Here is a 17876-nt window from a genome sequence, read left to right as displayed (position 1 = left end):
GGTAACTCAAGTAAAGAATTACAATAAGATCTGATAAAGCAACGCTGGTATTTGGCATCACAACATTGGCAACCAGAAAAATGCTGGATACCGCTATGATCAATAGATACATATTGCTGAATGCCATATGGCTTCTTTAATATTCATAAAGAATCACAATCCGGTTTTAATGATAGCATATTCTTCACAGAAAAATCACATTTAATTCACAGAAAAATCACATTTGAACGTTTGATTTATATTTCTAAGGTAATAATAGCAATTTTCTAACGGGTTTTTTTCTTTGCTTTTTCATTTGATACATTGCGCTATCTGCATGAGTCATCAATGAATCCAGATCAGCGCCGTCTCTGGGATATAAAGCGGTGCCGATGCTCGCACCTATCGCTACCGGCAGACCATCACCCAATACAATTTCGGTGGTTAATTGCTGCTGTAATTTATTGATCACTTGCTCACTTTCATCAGTACCACCGTCTTTAATCGGGAATCCGATCACAAATTCATCCCCTCCCAACCGGATCAAGATATCTTCCTTACGGATGACCGATTGCATGCGACGTGATACTTCTACCAATACCTTGTCGCCGGCATCGTGGCCATAGTTGTCGTTGATGCCTTTGAAGCCGTCCAGATCGATAAGCATTAACAAAATTTGACTGCTGGAGCGGCTGGCGTTGCGTATCATGTCATCGAGTCGTTGCTCGCCGGCGCGTCGGTTCAACAGCTGCGTTAGTGCATCGTGCTGCGACTCGAACAGTATCCGTTCCATTTCGAAGGTCCGCTCAGTGACATCAATCACCAAACCTTCGATCAGACTGTCTCCCTCATCGTTTTTGACAACTGAAAATAAACAGTGCAACCAACGTTCTCCGCCAGTTGTTAATGTGGCCAGCCGTAAATCGCAAGCTGCTTGCTTGCCGGATTTTAGTACTTCTTCCAATAGATTTCGCACGACGGCTACGTCATAAAATAAATCCGGAAAATAAATTTTCAGTTTATCCGCGCGCCGTTCTTTCAGCGCGATACCGGCAATATCTTTAAACGCCTGGTTGATGGAGTCGAGATAAAAATGCTGGTCCAACAGAAAGATGCCGGCGCTGGCGCGTTCGAAAATCAAGCGGAAATGTTTCTCCAGATTTTCCACCCGGCTGCGCAAATATTGTTCTTGCTGAATCGTTTGCCGCGCAGATTGCAGTAGCTTATTGATATCGTTGACCAGATTACCGATTTCGTCTTCCTCGTGCCCTTTAGGGCAGTGCAAGCTGTTTTCGTCGCCGGGAACAATACGGTGCAAGTTCGCTGCGATTGACTGGACGGGGTAGGTTAGTACCCGTAAAACTAAAACCAGAATTAAAATCGAAATGACCGCGATCAGAACGATTAAAATGAGCATCTGCTCAAACGCCGATTTCAGCACGCGTGAATTCAGCAACGCTGCATTCAATTGCATTTTTACTTCACCGATTTGTACAAAATCGGGGAAAGGCGTATAGAGCGGAAAGCGTAATGCTTCCGCATCAGAATCTTCCCACGACGATGTGATTACCATGCCGGTAACACTGGACAGCATGACACCGGCAACGATATCGTTTCTGGATAAGCTCTCGACAACTTCTTCGGCAAGGTCTTTGCTGTCCAGATAAGCCGCGATTTCCGCATTGCGTTGTACTGTGGAAAATAACTGCTCAAGCGCTTTCTTCATCAACTCGAATTCATCAGACTGCGTGCGGACGTAGGAGATGATGGAAGCCGCTAGGGCGAACACGATGGCGCCCAATGTCACGATGCGGGAGACACGAAAGTGAAGTTTATTGCGCATGGGTTACGACTCTAAAGACAACACTGACGCGATCATTCAGATTCCTTTCATTGATGTAACCAATGGCATTTGGATTTTTCTCAACAATGTCTATGATGCTCATATTATCAGTAACTTGCCTGGGCGGGGAAGCGCGTCCGGTGAACAATAACCTTGCCCAATACGCATTAATGAACGCAATCGGTCTTCCCATCAAAAATTGGTAAAAATCTTCCCGGATTTCCGAGTCTTGTGGCTGATCGTAAGGAATGACCGGATCGATATCGCCAACGGAATGAATACGGCCCATATAAATATCAATGACTTGCTGTTGCGTTAAATGTTTCAGCCGGCTCGATGGATGCACTACGACCACAATATCCGCTCGGGTTTGCGTGGATATCAGCAGCAGTAATACGATGATGGCAATCCAATATTTCATCATTTGAAAATGAAATTGAGATTGACACTGAACGTATCGATTGAAGTGTCATGCGCCAGCGGTTCCTGGGTAATCAAAAACCCTCCGCCGTTTTTCCGGACCCAGGTATGGTCCCACTGGGCTTTCAACGCGGTTTGATGATTCAGATCCCAGCGAGCGCCGAGAGAGAAGGTATTTTGATCGATGAGCGTCCGGTTAAATGCGGTTTCGGTGATGTCCTGAAGTCTTGCGATACTCGCCGGCGCAGCAGGATCTGTCAGGAGATTAAGCGGGGAATTCAGTGATTTCGCATAGGAGCCGATGCTGTACCAGGTGACCGGTCCGAACCGGCGGCCAACGCTCAGATAGCCATTGGTTAAATTAACGCTCGGCCACTTCGAGTCGTACCAAGCAAACTCGGATTGAACCACCCAAGCATTTTTGTCATACGCGATGCCCGCTGAGTAATAACTGCTTTGCTTACCTTCCGCGGATACATGATCAGCTACTTCCGCCGCTTGCGGCCAAAATGCGGGAGGAACATTGTTGAGCGCGTTTTGCAGCTGGTGATAAGGCTGGTTGCGAATTGCATGCACTTCCGCGGATGCAAACGTCAGGCGGAACTTCCAGTGGTCGGTTTCCAAGGAAGCGTTAGCGCCGAAGAAAGGCCGCTCCCTTAAACTCAAATCGCCCCTGCTGACGGTGATGTCGGAGCCGGTTTGACCGCCGTAGGCCTTGATTTCAAAAAAACCGGGTGCGATACGGCGGGAATATTTAATGTCGAATCCATCAAAATGGCTTAATGAAATCGGCATATAGAATTCCAGGACCGGCCGCGCCCAAAGATAGGCGAAACCGACATTCCGGTACTCGGAAAGCATAAACAGATCGATTCCCATGCGACCGGCGCGGATGGTGGTATTCGGCGTTACTTGATAGCGCAAGAAAGCCCAATCGAGGAAATTGAACAAGTCTTGCTTGCTTCTTTCTTTTACAACGCCTTGAACCGTGGCGCTTAATTTGGGCAGAAGATCCGCATCCAGTTGTAAACCGCCGACTGAACCGGAAAAGATTGAGACGCCGCCATATTGCGGGGCATGGCTGAATTCGTTGTGGTAGCCGATTTGCTTGGTGCCGGCGGCCGTTACATCCAAAGTGCCGAATCCGCTTAAGCGGAAGCGCGGTTCTTTTGATTCCTGTGCCGCCAGTTCACCGGTGCTGCACAACCAAGCGAAGCCGATCAATGAAATCGAAATAAACCTTCGCATCGCACCTGCAAGACCTGAATGAGCATTGGGAGAAACCCGCTTGAGAGTATGCGCTAATAGTAATACAAATGAGAATCAATGTTTTATAGAAATGGACGGTAAAACAGCCGTTTATTTGCGAGAGAAAAAATCCATTATGGAGTAGCGATTACGGATCGACTGATTTAACGATCGTTCATCAGTGGAGACCTTTGCACAGCTACTACGCGACTCGATAATCGCGTTAAAAATTCGCGGAAAATGCTCATTTACTCCGTGTAAACTCCGCTTTTTCGCAAATTTTTACCTTATTCTCGCACCGCTCATGACGCCGTGCAGAGGTCTCCAGTGAAGTGTGCAGATTCGCAAGAATGCCTATTTCAGCGCTTGCCGAAAGCGTATCAATCACTCGGTTCGCAATGCATCGACCGGGTTTAATTTGGCTGCCCGCATCGCAGGCACCACGCCAGCCGCCAATCCGATCAGCATCGACAAACCCAGCGCACCCAATACGAAATTCCATGGGATATGGACCGGCAATCCGCTGGCCAGCAGTTTAAGCAGCCACGCGATGCCGGAACCGATGATCAATCCGGCCAAACCGCCGAATGTCGAAAGCGCCATGGATTCCAGCAAGAACAATGTGCGGATGCGTGCGCGGGTGGCGCCCAGGGCTGTGAGTAAGCCGATTTCGGAAATCCGCTCGGAGACCGCGATATGCATCAGCGTCACCATGCCGACACCGCCCACGATCAGGGAAATGCCGCCCAAAGCTGCCACCGCGAATTTTAAAACGCTTAGAACGGTTGATAACGTACTCAGCATTTGCTGTTGCGGTTTGACAGTGAAGTCTTCGCGGCCATGACGGGCAATCAAAATGCGGCGAATGTCATCGACCACCGCTTGTACCGGCGCATCGGGCAGATAAGAAAACTGAATTTCCATGACCCCTTGCCGGTTAAAAACTTCCAGCGCCCGGGTGGTCGGCATGAAAACCGTGTCGTCCAGATCGAAACCGAGCACTTGCCCTTTGGAGGCCATCACGCCGATAACGCGGAAACGCGATCCCCCGACTTGCAGCAAAGCGCCCAAAGGATTGGCGTCGCCGAATAATTCAGTACGGACTTTCGCGCCAAGCACCACGTAGGCACGCGGATTGCGCGGGTCGTCGTCGGGCAGAAATTGCCCGGTTTCGATTTGCATATTAAAAGCCTTGGCAAAATCCGGCCCTTGACCATAGGCGGTCACTCGGCGGCTGCGGCCTTGCGCGCGGATTTCGGCATTACCGACCACGCTGGCATTGGTAAATTGCGCATAGCGGCTTTGTTTGAGCGCCATGGCATCTTCGATGGTCATTAACCGTGCGCTGCCGATAGCACCGAGAGAACCGCCGTGTGTATTGATTTTTCCGGGGGTGATGGTGACGATGTTGGTGCCGAATTGGGTAAATTCCGCTAGCACAAAACGCTGTATGCCGTCGCCGATCGCCGTTAACAAAATGACCGCTGCGATACCGATGGCAATTCCGGAAGCCGATAGCACGGTGCGCAAGCGGTGTGCCGAGAGTGAGCGGAAGGCAAATTGGAAAGTATCGGAGGTGTTCATTGCATGATTAGGCAGCGTTTAAAAATTTTTATGGATTAACCAGCGATGGTCTGTTGCATTCGGCGAAACCAAAACCTTGATTGTAACCCGCGGCGGAAATCAAAAACTGATTTGAGTGCGGAAAGATAGCACCGAGAAATGATCGGTGCGCGCCATGGTGCCATGACCTGAATGGCCGAGCTTCGCATCGGTAAGATAATAATTCAGCATCAAGCGGATATTGGGATACGGGTACCAGTTGACTCCCAGCGTAATGATCTGAACCTGGCATTTGGAAGTTCCGGTTTTGCAAGGATTGGCGCTGAGGCTTTGCGAAAAATTTTCCGCCAGATCATAGCGCCCCGCAAGCTCCAGCGCGCCCCATTTGCTAATCGGTTGCGGTTTGCCGAAAGCACCGCGGTCCTTTCTATAAACAGCAGTTTCGCCGGTAAGAAACCAGCTGGCTTGCGCATAAAATGCCTGAATCGTGGAATCATGAGGATGGCTGCTGATCAGGTGGGTATTGTCGAGGCGGGCGAGAGCGTATTCGCCTTGCAGTGTCAACGGACCGGTCGCATACGCGATTTCGGCGGCGAATGTCGACTGACTGTTATGATCCGGTGCGCCGGGACTGGCGCCGGCAATGCCTAAGGATTGGCTGATGCCTTGCCGTCCGCCATAAACATCGGTGACTCTGGCTGATAGCGAATCCCGATTGGCGGTATCGCGGCTGATCGAAACACCCAGATGAACAAGCTGTCCCTCTCGATCAAGCGGTAGCCAAACCATGCGCCCGCCATAGCTGATGCCCTCTACTGGCAAACCGAAGTGCGACAAGCTCATGACATAGAGTCCGAATCCCAGATCGTCCCGGATTAATCCCCGGTAACCGATGCCGGTCAGGAACTGGCGGCCGCCGTATATGCCGGTTGATGATGTCGAAGGCCGTTCCATCACAGTGAGATCATTAGAACTGGTGATTTCCTCCAATCCCCGGTAGGGTTTGAATTGACCGACGGTGAGTTGCCCCCGTCCTAATTGAGTTGCCACCCATGCCTCTCGCAGACTATGCGGGAATGGAATCGTGGCGTTGATAGCGAAATCGTTCTCGAACTTGAAATTGACGCGATGAATTTTTCCAGTGACCGTGGCATAGGTTCTGCGCCAATTGAAACCTTCTCGCGCATCGCCGTGCAGCAACTGGCTGCCAAATGCCGGATAGTCAGGATTCGCCTGATCCGGATACAGCCAATGCGTATCAAAGTGCCCCCGGCCATTAAGACCCAATTCAAAATTACCATCGCCGGATTTGATCCGGGGGCCGTTTTTATAGCTGATATTAGTCGCCTGACCATAGGCGTTGCCGATATGGATCAATGCCACCAGGCTTAAAAATTTGAACGATATTTTCAGGCTTCGGAATACTGACACACGGCACCTGCATGCGAATGAAAGAAGAACGATTATATATCAGCAGTTCAGGATTTCGTTTCGTGCTTGCCTTTGATTTTCTTAGATAAACAATCCGCATAAATTAAGAAAATGCTGATTAATTCGCCGAGCAAGATGAGATTCAAGGCGGATGGAGCGCGAGAAACGAGGCTTATCAACAATATGATAGGCAAGGGAGCGAGTGCCGCGCAACGAAGTGATTCGCTCGTATAGTCAATTAATCAGCATTTCCCTAATAATTAAAGCGGATGACACTGGTCACCGAGCATGGTTGATATAGATCAACTGGTATACCACTCAAAAAGATTACTTTGATCAATTCACAATAAGCAAAGGAGACGAATCATGGCGAAAAGGTTTATTTTTGTAGCGGTACTAATTTCGATAGGGTTGTTCACGGCATGTAATGAACCGAGAAGGACTCCCGATGGGCATTTGATGGATCGGCCTAAAATGTCTGCCTATGGACCGGATGATATTACCAGGCATGATACAAAAGCTTCAGATGCTGATAACAAGCCGATTGATGGCAAACAGTAATGTGTAATCGCGACCAGCTCTAACAGACACTTCATCAAATCGGGTGACTGTCAGATCAGGTCGCGATTACTACATATTAACCACCGCTTGCACGAAAAGGCTAACGCAGATACTCACCAGAACGTTCGGGTTGGTATGTAATTTCTTCAATACGCACTTGCAACATTCCTCCGCCTGGCTTCGGCCACTCAATTTCATCTCCTTGTGAAAGGCCAAGCAGTGCAATGCCGACGGGTGCAAGTATAGAGATTGTGCCACCTTGCGCATCAACATCTTTGGGATAGACCAGAGTTAAATAAAAATCCCGGCCAGTGGATTCGATTTTGAATTTTACGGTCGAATTCATTGTTACTACAGTGAATGGAATTTTTGTAGGATCTACCACTTGCGCGCGAGCAAGTTCGGCTTCCAGATTGCCTTTGTCCGGAAATTCTGAATCGGACAATGATTCTATAAGATTTTCGAGTCTTATCACATCAAGCGACGAAATTATAATTTTGGGTTTTTTTGTCATATTTCCTAAATCGGGGTTGTTATAAATTGTCTGAATTGGCTTGGGATAAACAATGCAATGATGTCACTCTGGTCGGTATCAGACACTGTCTGATGGCTAAAAATGAGAAAAAAGCGATGAAAATGGCGGGTCGATTGGAATCGAAAGCAGTTACATCATGGAATAAATCAGCTATCTGATCTTTGGTTCGATTGAATTTTTCGTCAGCATAGAGATAAAAGATCAGATTTGAGCGACTTAAGAAAACCAAACGCCCAGAGTTCTCTTATTGCTCTGGGCGTTCAGAAAATGTTCGGCTTCGATCGGCTATTCCTGCTGCGACTCTTTACCTTGAGTTTTGGGGCGCTTATAACTTGTCAGGATCGGAATCCAGCTCTGCTTTATTCGCACGATCATTGTGCTGGTTTGGTGCTGCAACAGGCTTGGCATGTTCGCGTTGTAGCAATTCTGCTGCGATCTTGCGGTGAAAATGAGCCTGTTTTTGTGCTTTTTGCGTCGCTTGTTCGTAATAACGTAAATTGGCTGTTGTATGTGAGTGAAAATCTTGTCCACGTCTTCCATAGTAGTGGCTTTTGTCTTCATAGTGTTGTAAGGCTTCTCTTTTTTCTACAACTTTCTTGCTCATTTCGTTCGCTACATCGTCATAGTAATTCGCCAATTTTTCATGATCGCTATGCGTGCTTGCGTGCTGTGAAAGCTTATTGATCTCAGTGTCTTGCACTTCGAGCGGACTCAGTTGCGCACAAGCAACCAGCAGAGAAAGCAACGGTAGAACTGTCAGGTATTTTCGTAGATTCTTGCTCATGATAGTGACTCCTGGTAAAACAAACGATAGGGAGGCATACTACCTGAGTCGATACAGTGCGAATATTGGGGAAACTATTGTTCTTTGCTAAGGGAGACTATGGTTCTCTACTAAGGAAAACTATTAAGTTACATCCGGTTTGGCTATCCATGAGGAAAATACTGATTAATTGCCTGTGCAAGTGATTTACTACGTTGAGCGGTGCTCAGAAAATTCGATTATCGTACTGATATGTCACGTTTTTCACGTTCCATTCACTTTGCATCTTGTCTTGTTCCCCGAATTAATCAGCGCTTTTTCTTTCTTAGAAGGCGCGGGTGGATTGTTCATATAAGGTAATGGCCGATTCTGTTTAATAATCATCGATCCATAATATTATTTGGTTGGAATCAAATTATTTTGAAGATTGATCCCAATAAGGCATCTCTCCGACGTGCTCGGACAAGAAATTAACAAAAGAGCTTATCTTTTTCGGTAGATGCCTACTGGGAAGGTAACAAGCATAAATATGGCGCTCTACCGATAGGTACTCTGGAAGCGCCGCCTGAAGCCGACCCTTTTGTATTTCCATGCCAATGGTATAGGTGGGCAACAAAGCGATCCCTAATCCGTGAAGAGCCGCTTGGGCAAGTGCATCATTATCATTGATACGTAAGGTCCCTGATACTGGAACCTTGATCTTTCCTTCGGGTCCGGTAAAGTGCCAGTAGCTTTGTTCAGTTGAGAGCGTGCAATCGAGACAATTGTGTTTTTCAAGATCTTCTGGCGTTTGCGGCATGCCCCATTGCTGAAAGTATTGCGGAGTTGCACATAATATGCGTCTTACAGGCGCAATCTTACGAGCCACTAGATTGGGGTCAGGCTCGTTTGTCACACGAATTTGCACGTCGTATCCTTCTTCAATCAAATCACCTGGCCGATCGGTAATAGTCAAATCCACTTTTATTTTTGGGTAACGAGCCAGAAAGCAAGGAAGTGCAGGAGCGACATGGCGCGTTCCAAAAGAACTCGGCACACTCACTTTTAATGTTCCGAGCGGCTCTGCATGAAGGCTATTTACAACTTGTTCAGCATGCTCAGCTTCTGCCAGGATGCGCGCGGCATGTTCAGACAGCGCGATACCTGTCTCCGTCAAGCTAAGATGCCGAGTACTTCGAAGGAGTAATCGTGTACTCAGGTCCTTCTCGAGTTTGGCGACAGCTTTGCTAACTGCTGCACGCGAAATATCCATACGCCGTGCCGCTTCCGCAAAACTACCCGCTTCCACGACTCGTGCAAAAATAGTGAAAAGATTAAGATCCTGCATTTCGCTATTGTATCCATTAAGGAAACAAAATGTTTCGTTTTCTGGTACTTTTATTTAATGTTTTCTGTCTATATTATCTCTTTCAAGGTTGGGTAATTATATTATATCCCATAAAGTAATGATGGTTGTTATTGTAATTTAATAACTAATATTCATCCAACCTTAATTGGTTCGCTCTAAATCACTTGGAGTGATGAATTTTAGGTTGATCGATTGATGATTTTATTGTCAACCTGATAGAGCGTATTGTCAGTATGGTTATTTATACGAGTTTGTCATTTCCTGCTACTTGAATAAATAGCCAATAAATGCATCATAAGGAGAATAAATTATGGAAACCAAAGAGTTATTGAAGGCACCTCAATTATTTGTGGTTTATGCAATTGCTATCCTCTATACAATCATGTTCTCTTTAGCAGCAGTTGTGGCACCGTCTACTGATGGAATATGGGGACAGCAAGGCATGCATCAGGTTGCCGAGCTAGAAACAAATAACCCCGGTCATTCTCATGTAGGACAGAACTACAATTTAGGTTAAAACTTATAGGGATGGCGCCTCTCATGCTTGCGATTAAGCTAATTATGCAAGGCATCATCAGGGGCGCCTAAAATCCGATTGGGAAAGCAATGCATATGTGAAGAAAGAATTTTGTTTTCGATAAACTTAGAGGAATAAAGTAGATTGAACTGAAAATCGTTGCTTGAAAATAACATGAGCGCCATCAAAATCAAACGAGTATACGAAAAGACTGACACCGAAGATGGGTACAGGATCTTGGTAGATAGATTGTGGCCCCGGGGATTGACTAGAGAACGGGCAGCAATTGATGTGTGGTTTAAAGAGATCGCGCCCTCGTCAGAATTGCGCAAGTGGTTTGGGCATGACCCAGAAAAATTTGTTGAATTTCGCACCCGCTATATTGAAGAGCTTTCAAAAAATCCTGCGATAGCAATAGTCTCAAGCTTATTAGCCAAACATAAAATTGTAACCTTGGTATATGCAGCCAAGAGTGAGGAAATTAATCATGCTGTCATCTTAAAAGAATTTATGGAATCAATTTAGATGGTATCGGTTTAACACCCTATGATGGATATTTTTACAGTTCAGGTTTACCTACTGAAGTAGCACTTTCTAATAGTTTCCTGTAGGAAGAAACCATGGTTTCCTTAATGTACAACTCACTATTAACTAAACTAAGATGGTTTTGTTTTCTGGTATCTGAAAAGAATTATCAGGAAAGCACAAGAAGTTGCAAGGATAAGAATGAATACAGGTGATATGCAAAAGCATCTCAGATTTCTATCTGACGGTTATTTGGCTTTTAGGGGGGTAAGTAGATGATATTAATGAAAAGATTTGAAATCGTTGTCGGAATTGAACATCTCAATCAATTAATAGAATTGTTAGAAAGATCCGAAGTGCGAGGATATACCGTCATCAAAAAGGCAGGGGGCTTCGGTTCACGAGGCGTGCGAAATCCGGACGATCTTCTGATTTCCGATGAGAATGCCGTGATAATTCTTGCCTGCAAGGAAGATCAAGCGCAGAAAATGCTAAATGAATTACGGCCCGCGATGGAGGGATTGAATGGTATGTGTTTGATTTCAAATTGTCATGCACATATTCATTAATGGGTGGTGCCCAAAAGGTATCCGGCAACAATCTGGGAAGAGCATTTATTAAATAATAGAATTCCTGCTACCGGAAGTTGCCGGAGTAGTGCTGCTTTGAATCATACATTGGAAACGATGATTGATTCGCCGGGCAAGATGACATGCAAGGAGGATTGCTATGAACTCCCAATACCGCGAATTGTTCGCGTAGACAATCGATCAGTGCTCCCTTTTCTGCATTACGTTCACTCCGTGTAATAAATAAGTAATTCCCCAATACATATCAATGTCTTGACCAAGCTAGGATACTTGTATTCGCGTTGCGAAATTGTAGCTGACTATTTCAAGAAGCGACGTTGATCTATCGTGTGGAAATGAGTAATGCTTGTAAAAAAAATTGTGATCTTATTGTTGATTATCTTGGGTCTGACCAGCTGCGCGACGGATGGTTATTCATATCAAGCGTCACAAAGAGACAAATGCGCACTGGCAGGCAGGGCGTTTATGTATTCCTGCATGAGTAGGCGATAGCGTTGGATGATCGCTTATTTCTTACCCAGCGCTTTCACCGCATCGAGCCGCGCTGCGCGGTTGGCGGGGAAAAGGCTGGCCAGAACGCCGGTCGCCAGCGCGACCAAGATGCCCGCAATGGAGGCCCAAGCAGGCGCCCACGCGGGAAGCTGCGGGAACGTTAATCGCAGCAGCAGACTGCCGAATTGTCCGAGCAAGAATCCCAGGATGGCGCCTACCAGCGATAACCAGACGGCTTCGGCGAAGAACAACCGGCGGATGTCACCGGAAGTCGCGCCGACGGCTTTCAATAGCCCAATTTCCGCAGTGCGCTGGCTGACCGCTACCAGCATCACATTCATTACTAGAATACCGGCGACGATCAGACTGATCGCGGCGATGCCGGCAACCGCCAAAGTCAATGCTTGCAGAATTTTATCGAAGGTCGCCAGGATGGCATCCTGCGTAATCACGGTCGTATCTTCTTCGCCATCATGACTTTGTTTCAGGGTTGCCAGCACTGCCCGCTTGGCGGGCTCGATGTCGCTGTGACTTTTGGCTTCGATCAGAATCCGGAACAGCGAGGTGGTGTTAAACATGGATTGAGCAAAATCGATCGGGATGATGACAATTTCATCGGTATTAAAACCCATCGTTTCTCCTTGCCCCGCCAGGACGCCGGACACTAGAAAGCGGCTGTCGCCCAGGCGCACGCGCTGTCCGATCGCTTGCGCGCGAGGAAAGAATTCCCGTGCGATTTTGGCGCCTAAAACAATCTGAGCGCTGTTTTCGGTACCGGATGCCATGAAACTGCCTTGCGCCAGTTTCATATGGCGGATTGGGATCAGGTTAGCATTACTGCCAAGTACGGTTACTTCGCGTAAGCGATTGGCTGCGGACAGCTCCGCTTCGCCGACGTTAAGCGGCGCATAACGGCGTACTTGCGGCAAGCGACCGATCAATTGCGCGTCTTTCAATGTTAAGTCGCGTGGTGTTTGACCAAGCACTGCGCCGAGAAACGAACCGGAAGTTTCCGCGCGCCCCGGCAATACCACCAGCAAGTTGGTGCCAATCGAAGAAAACTGATTGATGACATAGTTGCGCGCGCCGTCGCCGATCGCAGTCAACACCACCACGGCAGCAACTCCGAGCGCCATTGCCAGAATGATCAGCAACGAGCGCACGCGGTAGCTTACGACTGTTTTAAATGAGGTTTGCAGCGTGTCAGAGAACGTCATCGCCTTGGTCCGTCAGTATCCGGCCATCGCGCATGCCGATCTGGCGATGCGCGCGAGCGCCCAGTTCGCGATCATGCGTGACAACGATCAGCGTGGTCCCGCGGTGATGCAACGCTTCCAGAAGCAGCATGACCTCCGCGCCGATTTGATGATCCAGGTTGCCGGTCGGTTCGTCAGCCAGGATGACACTCGGTTGCATGATGGTTGCGCGCGCAATCGCCACGCGTTGACGCTGACCGCCGGAAAGTTCAGCGGGGCGGTGACGGGCACGTTGCTGCAGTTCGAATGCTTGCAAAGCCTCGTTGACGCGCATTTGCCGCTGATCCGGCGGGATACCGCTTAAAATAAGCGGCAATTCGATATTCTCCGCCGCGGTTAGGCGCGGAATCAGATGAAACGATTGAAACACGAAACCGATTTTTTCCCGGCGGATTTGCGCCAGCTCATTCTCGGACAAGTCGGTAATTAACCGGTTATCCAGCTCGTAACGGCCGCTATCGGGTCTATCCAGCAATCCGATGATATTGAGCAAGGTTGATTTTCCGGAACCGGAAGGCCCCATCACAGAAACGTATTCACCGGAAGCAATACGCAAATCGATATGGTTTAAAGCATGGACTGCTTGATCGCCCATCTGAAAAGTCCGGTTAATGCCGGTCAGACGGATCATGGTTGTTTGCGTTGGATGGTCACGCCGGCTCCGATGCCATCCTGATCGAAGGAAATCAATACTTGATCGCCCGCCTTTAAACCGCTGCGGATTTCGGTGAAACTCCAGTTACTGAGGCCAGCCTCCACCGATTGTTCGACCAGTTTATTCTGAGCGTCCACCAGCCAGACCTTATTTTCCTGGCGGATGGCTTGCGTCGGGATACGTAATACATCGTCCTTGCGTTCCAGAATGACTTCGACATCCGCGCTGTAGCCGACGAGCAATGGAATATCCGCCGGAATGTGCTGAAAATCCACTTCGATATCGACGGTGCGCGCTTGTTTTTCGATTTCTGTGACATAGGGTGCGATACGCCGGACTTTGCCGGGGAAAATGGAATTGGGCATGGCGTCCAGTGTAATGCGCGCTTCCTGCCCCACTTTGATTTTAGGCGCATCCACTTCATCCATCGGTGCGGTGACGTATAAACAACGATCGTCGATCAAATCGATGGTTGGCGGTGTTGGAATACCCGGTGGCGACGGTGTAGTGAATTCACCCAGCTCACCGGAGATTTTGCCGATAACGCCGGAAAACGGTGCGGTGATGATGGTGCGTTCAATGCCCGCTTGCGAGACGCGGACCTGCGCTTCGGCACGCTTGATATCGGAAATCGCCGCTTCGCAACTGGCCTGGCGTGAACGGGCATTGGCGTTGACATCGTCGGCGCGTTGCGAACTGACAAAGCCTTGCTCGACCAGTTGTTGCGTACGAACCGATTCGCGCCGCGCATTCTCGGCCAAAATGCAGGTTTCGCGGCGGCGCTCTTGCGCCATCGCCAATTGCCGTTGCGCCAGCTCACGCTGCGCCAGAAGATCCTGATTCCAAAGCTCCAGCAGTACTTGACCTTGTTGCACATGGTCGCCTTCTTTCACCCTGATTTTAGCGATCTGGCCGCCGGTAATCGGCGCCAGGTTGGAGCGCTGGCAGGATTTGATTGTACCGGCACGGGTGTTGACCACTGTCGCCTCGACGCTGCCGGTGGCGATGACGGCCACATCGACTTCCAGTGGCTTGGGGCGCGTGTAATACCATGTGGTGACGGCCAATCCACCCGCAAGAGCGATCAAGCCGATAGCGTGGAGCGGTTTCTTGGTAAGTGGCATGATGAGAAACGGTGTGACGGATAAAAATGGACGGGCATCGAGTTGTGTTTCCTGGCAAATATGCGTATTTTACACGTTCATTTACACGGCTTGCCGACGTATCACGATAAACCCTGACAAACGATTGCTATGATTGATATTTGGCGAAAAAAATTCATCCTGTCCGATTCCGACCGCCCTGCAACCCTGGAAGACATCCGGCCTTCTGACGCGGATTACGAAGCGCTTGACCCGAAAACCTTCGATGCTATCGAAGCGCAAGCTTTGTTTCATGCGATTGATCGCACGCAAACCGAAGCCGGGCGGCTGACATTGTACCGCGCGTTGGCCCGTCCGGTGCATGACGCGGCGGTGTTGCAGCAAAAGCAAGATGCGTTGCGGGAAATTGCGGAAAATCCGGCGCTGTTCGATGTGTTGGCGAAATATGTCGACAAAACGGCGTCATTGGAGAAATCGTTAAAATACTTGCTGTATGGGGAATTTACCGGCGGTTTGACGACCGAGGAACCAGCCAGCCGAAGCGATAAGCTGGAATTCGGCGGTTACGGCTACCGGCAATATCAGGACGGCACGCAATTTGCCATTGAACTGGTGGAAGGCGCCGCGCAAATCCGCCAACCGCAGTCGTTATATTTAAGGGCTTTGCTCGACGCCATCCGCGATTTCGGCCAGTCGCGCATCTATGCCTTGATGAAAGGGCCGGTGTATTCGTCGGGCGGCAAATTGAAAACCAAAAAAGAAAAAAAGCCGTTCGATTTGTTTGCGCGCTTCCGTCCGTCGCTGTTCAAAATCATGCCAACGGTTCTGTTTTTTGCAGCATCGTACGGTGTGTTGTTTTTCTTTGAAAATTTCATGCCGCAGTTTAGTGCGTCCTATATCGGCTACGGCATTTTGGCGCTGACTGCGCCGGTGTTTCCGATCATCTTGTTGGCGATGGGCGTATCCGACCGCGATACGATTATTTATCCATTGCGCAAACATTTTCGCGAAAGCTCGGAACTGGCGAAAGCGTTTGAAGCATTCGGTATGATCGATGAATTGTTGTCGCTTAACCGCTATGGCCAGACGTTGCCCGGTGCAAAAACACTACCGGCTATCGTTGCTGACAAGCAGCACCGGCTGATCGTCAGCCAGGCACGGAACCCGTTATTGATTCAGACAATTCCGGATTATGTGCCGAACGATATCGAGCTCGACACGGCGGGCCGGGTGCTGATCATTACCGGACCGAACAGCGGCGGCAAAACGGCTTACTGCAAAACCGTAGTGCAGATTCAACTGCTCGGGCAGATCGGTTGCTATATTCCTGCGGCGCAAGGGCAATTGGTGCCAGCGGAACATCTTTACTATCAAGTGCCTGACCCCGGCCAGCTCAGCGCGGCAATGGGACGTTTCGGTCACGAACTGCAACGTACACGCGAAATCTTCTTCAACTCCACACCGCGCAGTCTGGTGGTGCTCGACGAGTTATCCGAAGGCACCACGTTCGAAGAAAAAATGACCATCTCGGAATATATCCTGAAAGGCTTCCATAAACTCGGCGCCAGCACGCTGCTGGTCACGCACAACCACGAACTGTGCGAACTGCTGCAGCAAGATGGGATTGGCCGCTACCTGCAAGTCGAATTCCTGCAAGGCCCGACCCACCGGCTGATCGCCGGCATTTCCAAAGTCAGTCATGCCGATCGTGTCGCCAGTGCGATTGGGTTTAGCCGGAAAGATGTGGAGGCGCATTTGGAGAAGCAGGGTGGTGGGATGTAATAACGTTATTTGTTAATTCTGATGCTCTGCCAATTCCAGCGGCTATCACATTGGGGTGATGCTATGGCTTTGGAATAATCTCATTCAAAGAAAACTTCTTCGCCCGCACTGGCTGGTGCGAACGAAGAAGTTTGCTGGTGACGCGGTGAATCCTAACAGGCTTAATTCACGCGGATGCCGATGTAAGTGGCGTTGTTGGCTTCGCTACGCTCGGTAAATGCGCCGTTGTAGTCGATGATCGCGCCGATCCAGTAATTCTGGCCGCTGACCAGATCGGAAGGAATGACCAGGAAGGTGTTGTTGGTGGTATCCGGAAAACCGCGATACAGGGTCACCGTGCCTTCGCCAAGGAACCGGTCGCCGGTCGTGATGGTGTCATTGGTCGAGAGGTAATAACCGACTTTGGCCGTCAGCGGACTGGTTTTGCCGAGGTTTTCATAGGTCATCTCGAGCTTGATGGTTTGTCCTTTGTTGACGCGGTATACCGGTTCGGTGGTACCCGCTACTTTGGTCAGTTCTACATTCGAAGTGTTGAAAATGCGGGTGCGGCCATGCGTGCTGTATTCGCCGCTGCTGCCGGTATGCCGCCAGTGTGAAACAGCCAAATCATTCGGACCGCCGGCCCACAAGCCGTACACCGCGACCAAGCCGTTGTTGGCATCCTCACCGCTGTATGCAGTGGCGGTTGTGCCGTTGGCATGGATGTGTGTGGGGTCAGAGCCCATGATGTTATAAACATTGGCGGTATGCGCCAATCCCGCGGCATGGCCGAATTCGTGCATGGCCGTGGTTTGGAATGGACGGAATGCACCGCCATAAGGCGACAAGCTGGCTTTGTTGGTGGTGTAGTGATACGACACGCTGTTATTGAAAATCACATCCGCTTCCTTCAACGTGCAATCGCCTTTAAACCATACATAGGCAACCGCCGGAAAGGTGCCGATGTTCGGGCCGCCGCTCGCTTCCCACCAGACTTCGTTCTCGTTGTTATTGGCGGCGACTCCGGGTTCGTTCCAGACCACAGCGAAGCTCAGGTTGCTGGGATTACCGTTCCAATGCGTAATCACGGAAGATAATGCATCGCGCCACGGACCCGCCGGGAAGCCGACGGATGATGCGCGGGCTGTGTAACTGTTGCTGCTCCATTTGGTTGCGTTGCCGCCGCATTTGATGGTGGTGTAAGCGAATGCATGTTGTGTGACGGTTGCCAGAAACATCGTGGCGAGCAATTGATTTAATCGCGAGAATTTCATTGTATATCTCCT

At 49.2% G+C, this 17876-nt stretch carries 17 protein-coding genes; 5 read left to right on the top strand and 12 right to left on the bottom strand.

Annotation, left to right across the window (positions count from 1 at the left end; genetic code table 11):
* Nucleotides 1–244: 244 nt before the first annotated feature.
* The 5 genes from ACV7NC_RS05260 to ACV7NC_RS05240 form a co-directional block, all read right to left on the bottom strand.
* A complete protein-coding gene (locus ACV7NC_RS05260; protein WP_458154451.1) occupies nt 245–1822 on the bottom strand; it encodes a diguanylate cyclase domain-containing protein in 1578 nt (525 codons plus the stop codon).
* Nucleotides 1812–2246, bottom strand: a complete 435-nt coding sequence (locus ACV7NC_RS05255; RefSeq protein ID WP_458154450.1) for a hypothetical protein — start codon at nt 2244–2246, stop codon at nt 1812–1814. The genes ACV7NC_RS05260 and ACV7NC_RS05255 overlap by 11 nt, the downstream gene beginning before the upstream one ends.
* Nucleotides 2243–3490, bottom strand: a complete 1248-nt coding sequence (locus ACV7NC_RS05250) for a hypothetical protein (protein WP_458154449.1) — start codon at nt 3488–3490, stop codon at nt 2243–2245. Before ACV7NC_RS05250 ends, ACV7NC_RS05255 begins: the two co-directional genes overlap by 4 nt.
* Nucleotides 3491–3874: 384 nt before the next feature.
* Nucleotides 3875–5074 carry an ABC transporter permease gene (locus tag ACV7NC_RS05245; protein ID WP_458154447.1) on the bottom strand — a complete coding sequence of 400 codons (1200 nt, stop codon included), beginning with the start codon at nt 5072–5074 and terminating at the stop codon, nt 3875–3877.
* A 99-nt stretch (nt 5075–5173) separates the two neighbouring features.
* Nucleotides 5174–6484, bottom strand: a complete 1311-nt coding sequence (locus tag ACV7NC_RS05240; RefSeq protein ID WP_458154446.1) for an OprO/OprP family phosphate-selective porin — start codon at nt 6482–6484, stop codon at nt 5174–5176.
* A gap of 366 nt (nt 6485–6850) precedes the next feature.
* On the opposite strand from ACV7NC_RS05240, the gene ACV7NC_RS05235 reads away from it, so the two are divergent.
* A complete protein-coding gene (locus ACV7NC_RS05235; protein WP_458154444.1) occupies nt 6851–7045 on the top strand; it encodes a hypothetical protein in 195 nt (64 codons plus the stop codon).
* 100 nt (nt 7046–7145) lie between these two features.
* Here the strand turns inward: ACV7NC_RS05235 and rnk are convergent, their stop codons facing one another.
* From rnk to ACV7NC_RS05220, 3 genes are all read right to left on the bottom strand, one after another.
* Nucleotides 7146–7559: a nucleoside diphosphate kinase regulator gene (gene rnk / locus ACV7NC_RS05230; RefSeq protein ID WP_458154443.1), complete on the bottom strand. Its 414-nt coding sequence runs from the start codon at nt 7557–7559 to the stop codon at nt 7146–7148.
* A 346-nt stretch (nt 7560–7905) separates the two neighbouring features.
* Nucleotides 7906–8364, bottom strand: a complete 459-nt coding sequence (locus tag ACV7NC_RS05225) for a hypothetical protein (protein WP_458154441.1) — start codon at nt 8362–8364, stop codon at nt 7906–7908.
* Nucleotides 8365–8758: 394 nt separating this feature from the next.
* Nucleotides 8759–9670 (bottom strand): LysR family transcriptional regulator, encoded by a 912-nt coding sequence (locus tag ACV7NC_RS05220; protein WP_458154440.1) that lies wholly within the window; start codon nt 9668–9670, stop codon nt 8759–8761.
* A 331-nt stretch (nt 9671–10001) separates the two neighbouring features.
* Here ACV7NC_RS05220 and ACV7NC_RS05215 point away from each other — a divergent pair, with 331 nt between their 5' ends.
* The 3 genes from ACV7NC_RS05215 to ACV7NC_RS05205 all read left to right on the top strand — a co-directional run bounded on the left by ACV7NC_RS05215 (nt 10002) and on the right by ACV7NC_RS05205 (nt 11302).
* A complete protein-coding gene (locus tag ACV7NC_RS05215) occupies nt 10002–10208 on the top strand; it encodes a hypothetical protein (RefSeq protein WP_458154439.1) in 207 nt (68 codons plus the stop codon).
* 174 nt (nt 10209–10382) lie between these two features.
* The gene (locus ACV7NC_RS05210) at nt 10383–10733 is read left to right on the top strand and encodes a DUF488 domain-containing protein (RefSeq protein WP_458154438.1); all 351 of its coding nucleotides are present in this window, start codon (nt 10383–10385) and stop codon (nt 10731–10733) included.
* Nucleotides 10734–11017: 284 nt separating this feature from the next.
* Nucleotides 11018–11302, top strand: coding sequence for a DUF190 domain-containing protein (locus ACV7NC_RS05205; protein WP_458154437.1), 285 nt, complete (start codon nt 11018–11020; stop codon nt 11300–11302).
* 527 nt (nt 11303–11829) lie between these two features.
* Here ACV7NC_RS05205 and ACV7NC_RS05200 read toward each other — a convergent pair.
* Genes ACV7NC_RS05200 through ACV7NC_RS05190 form a run of 3 tightly spaced genes read right to left on the bottom strand, consistent with a single transcriptional unit; the run spans nt 11830 to nt 14850 of the window.
* A complete protein-coding gene (locus ACV7NC_RS05200) occupies nt 11830–13032 on the bottom strand; it encodes an ABC transporter permease (RefSeq protein WP_458154436.1) in 1203 nt (400 codons plus the stop codon).
* The gene (locus tag ACV7NC_RS05195; protein ID WP_458154434.1) at nt 13019–13702 is read right to left on the bottom strand and encodes an ABC transporter ATP-binding protein; all 684 of its coding nucleotides are present in this window, start codon (nt 13700–13702) and stop codon (nt 13019–13021) included. Before ACV7NC_RS05195 ends, ACV7NC_RS05200 begins: the two co-directional genes overlap by 14 nt.
* Nucleotides 13699–14850 carry an efflux RND transporter periplasmic adaptor subunit gene (locus ACV7NC_RS05190; RefSeq protein ID WP_458154433.1) on the bottom strand — a complete coding sequence of 384 codons (1152 nt, stop codon included), beginning with the start codon at nt 14848–14850 and terminating at the stop codon, nt 13699–13701. Before ACV7NC_RS05190 ends, ACV7NC_RS05195 begins: the two co-directional genes overlap by 4 nt.
* A 129-nt stretch (nt 14851–14979) precedes the next feature.
* Here ACV7NC_RS05190 and ACV7NC_RS05185 point away from each other — a divergent pair, with 129 nt between their 5' ends.
* Nucleotides 14980–16611 carry a MutS-related protein gene (locus ACV7NC_RS05185; protein ID WP_458154432.1) on the top strand — a complete coding sequence of 544 codons (1632 nt, stop codon included), beginning with the start codon at nt 14980–14982 and terminating at the stop codon, nt 16609–16611.
* A 161-nt stretch (nt 16612–16772) separates the two neighbouring features.
* Here the strand turns inward: ACV7NC_RS05185 and ACV7NC_RS05180 are convergent, their stop codons facing one another.
* Complete coding sequence (locus ACV7NC_RS05180; protein ID WP_458154431.1) at nt 16773–17864, bottom strand: hypothetical protein; 1092 nt, start codon at nt 17862–17864, stop codon at nt 16773–16775.
* Between the last annotated feature and the right edge of the window lie 12 nt (nt 17865–17876).

The organism is Nitrosomonas limosa (assembly GCF_054188085.1).
The sequence above is the reverse complement of the archived record's forward strand: the minus strand, read 5'-3'. Positions and strand labels throughout refer to the sequence as shown.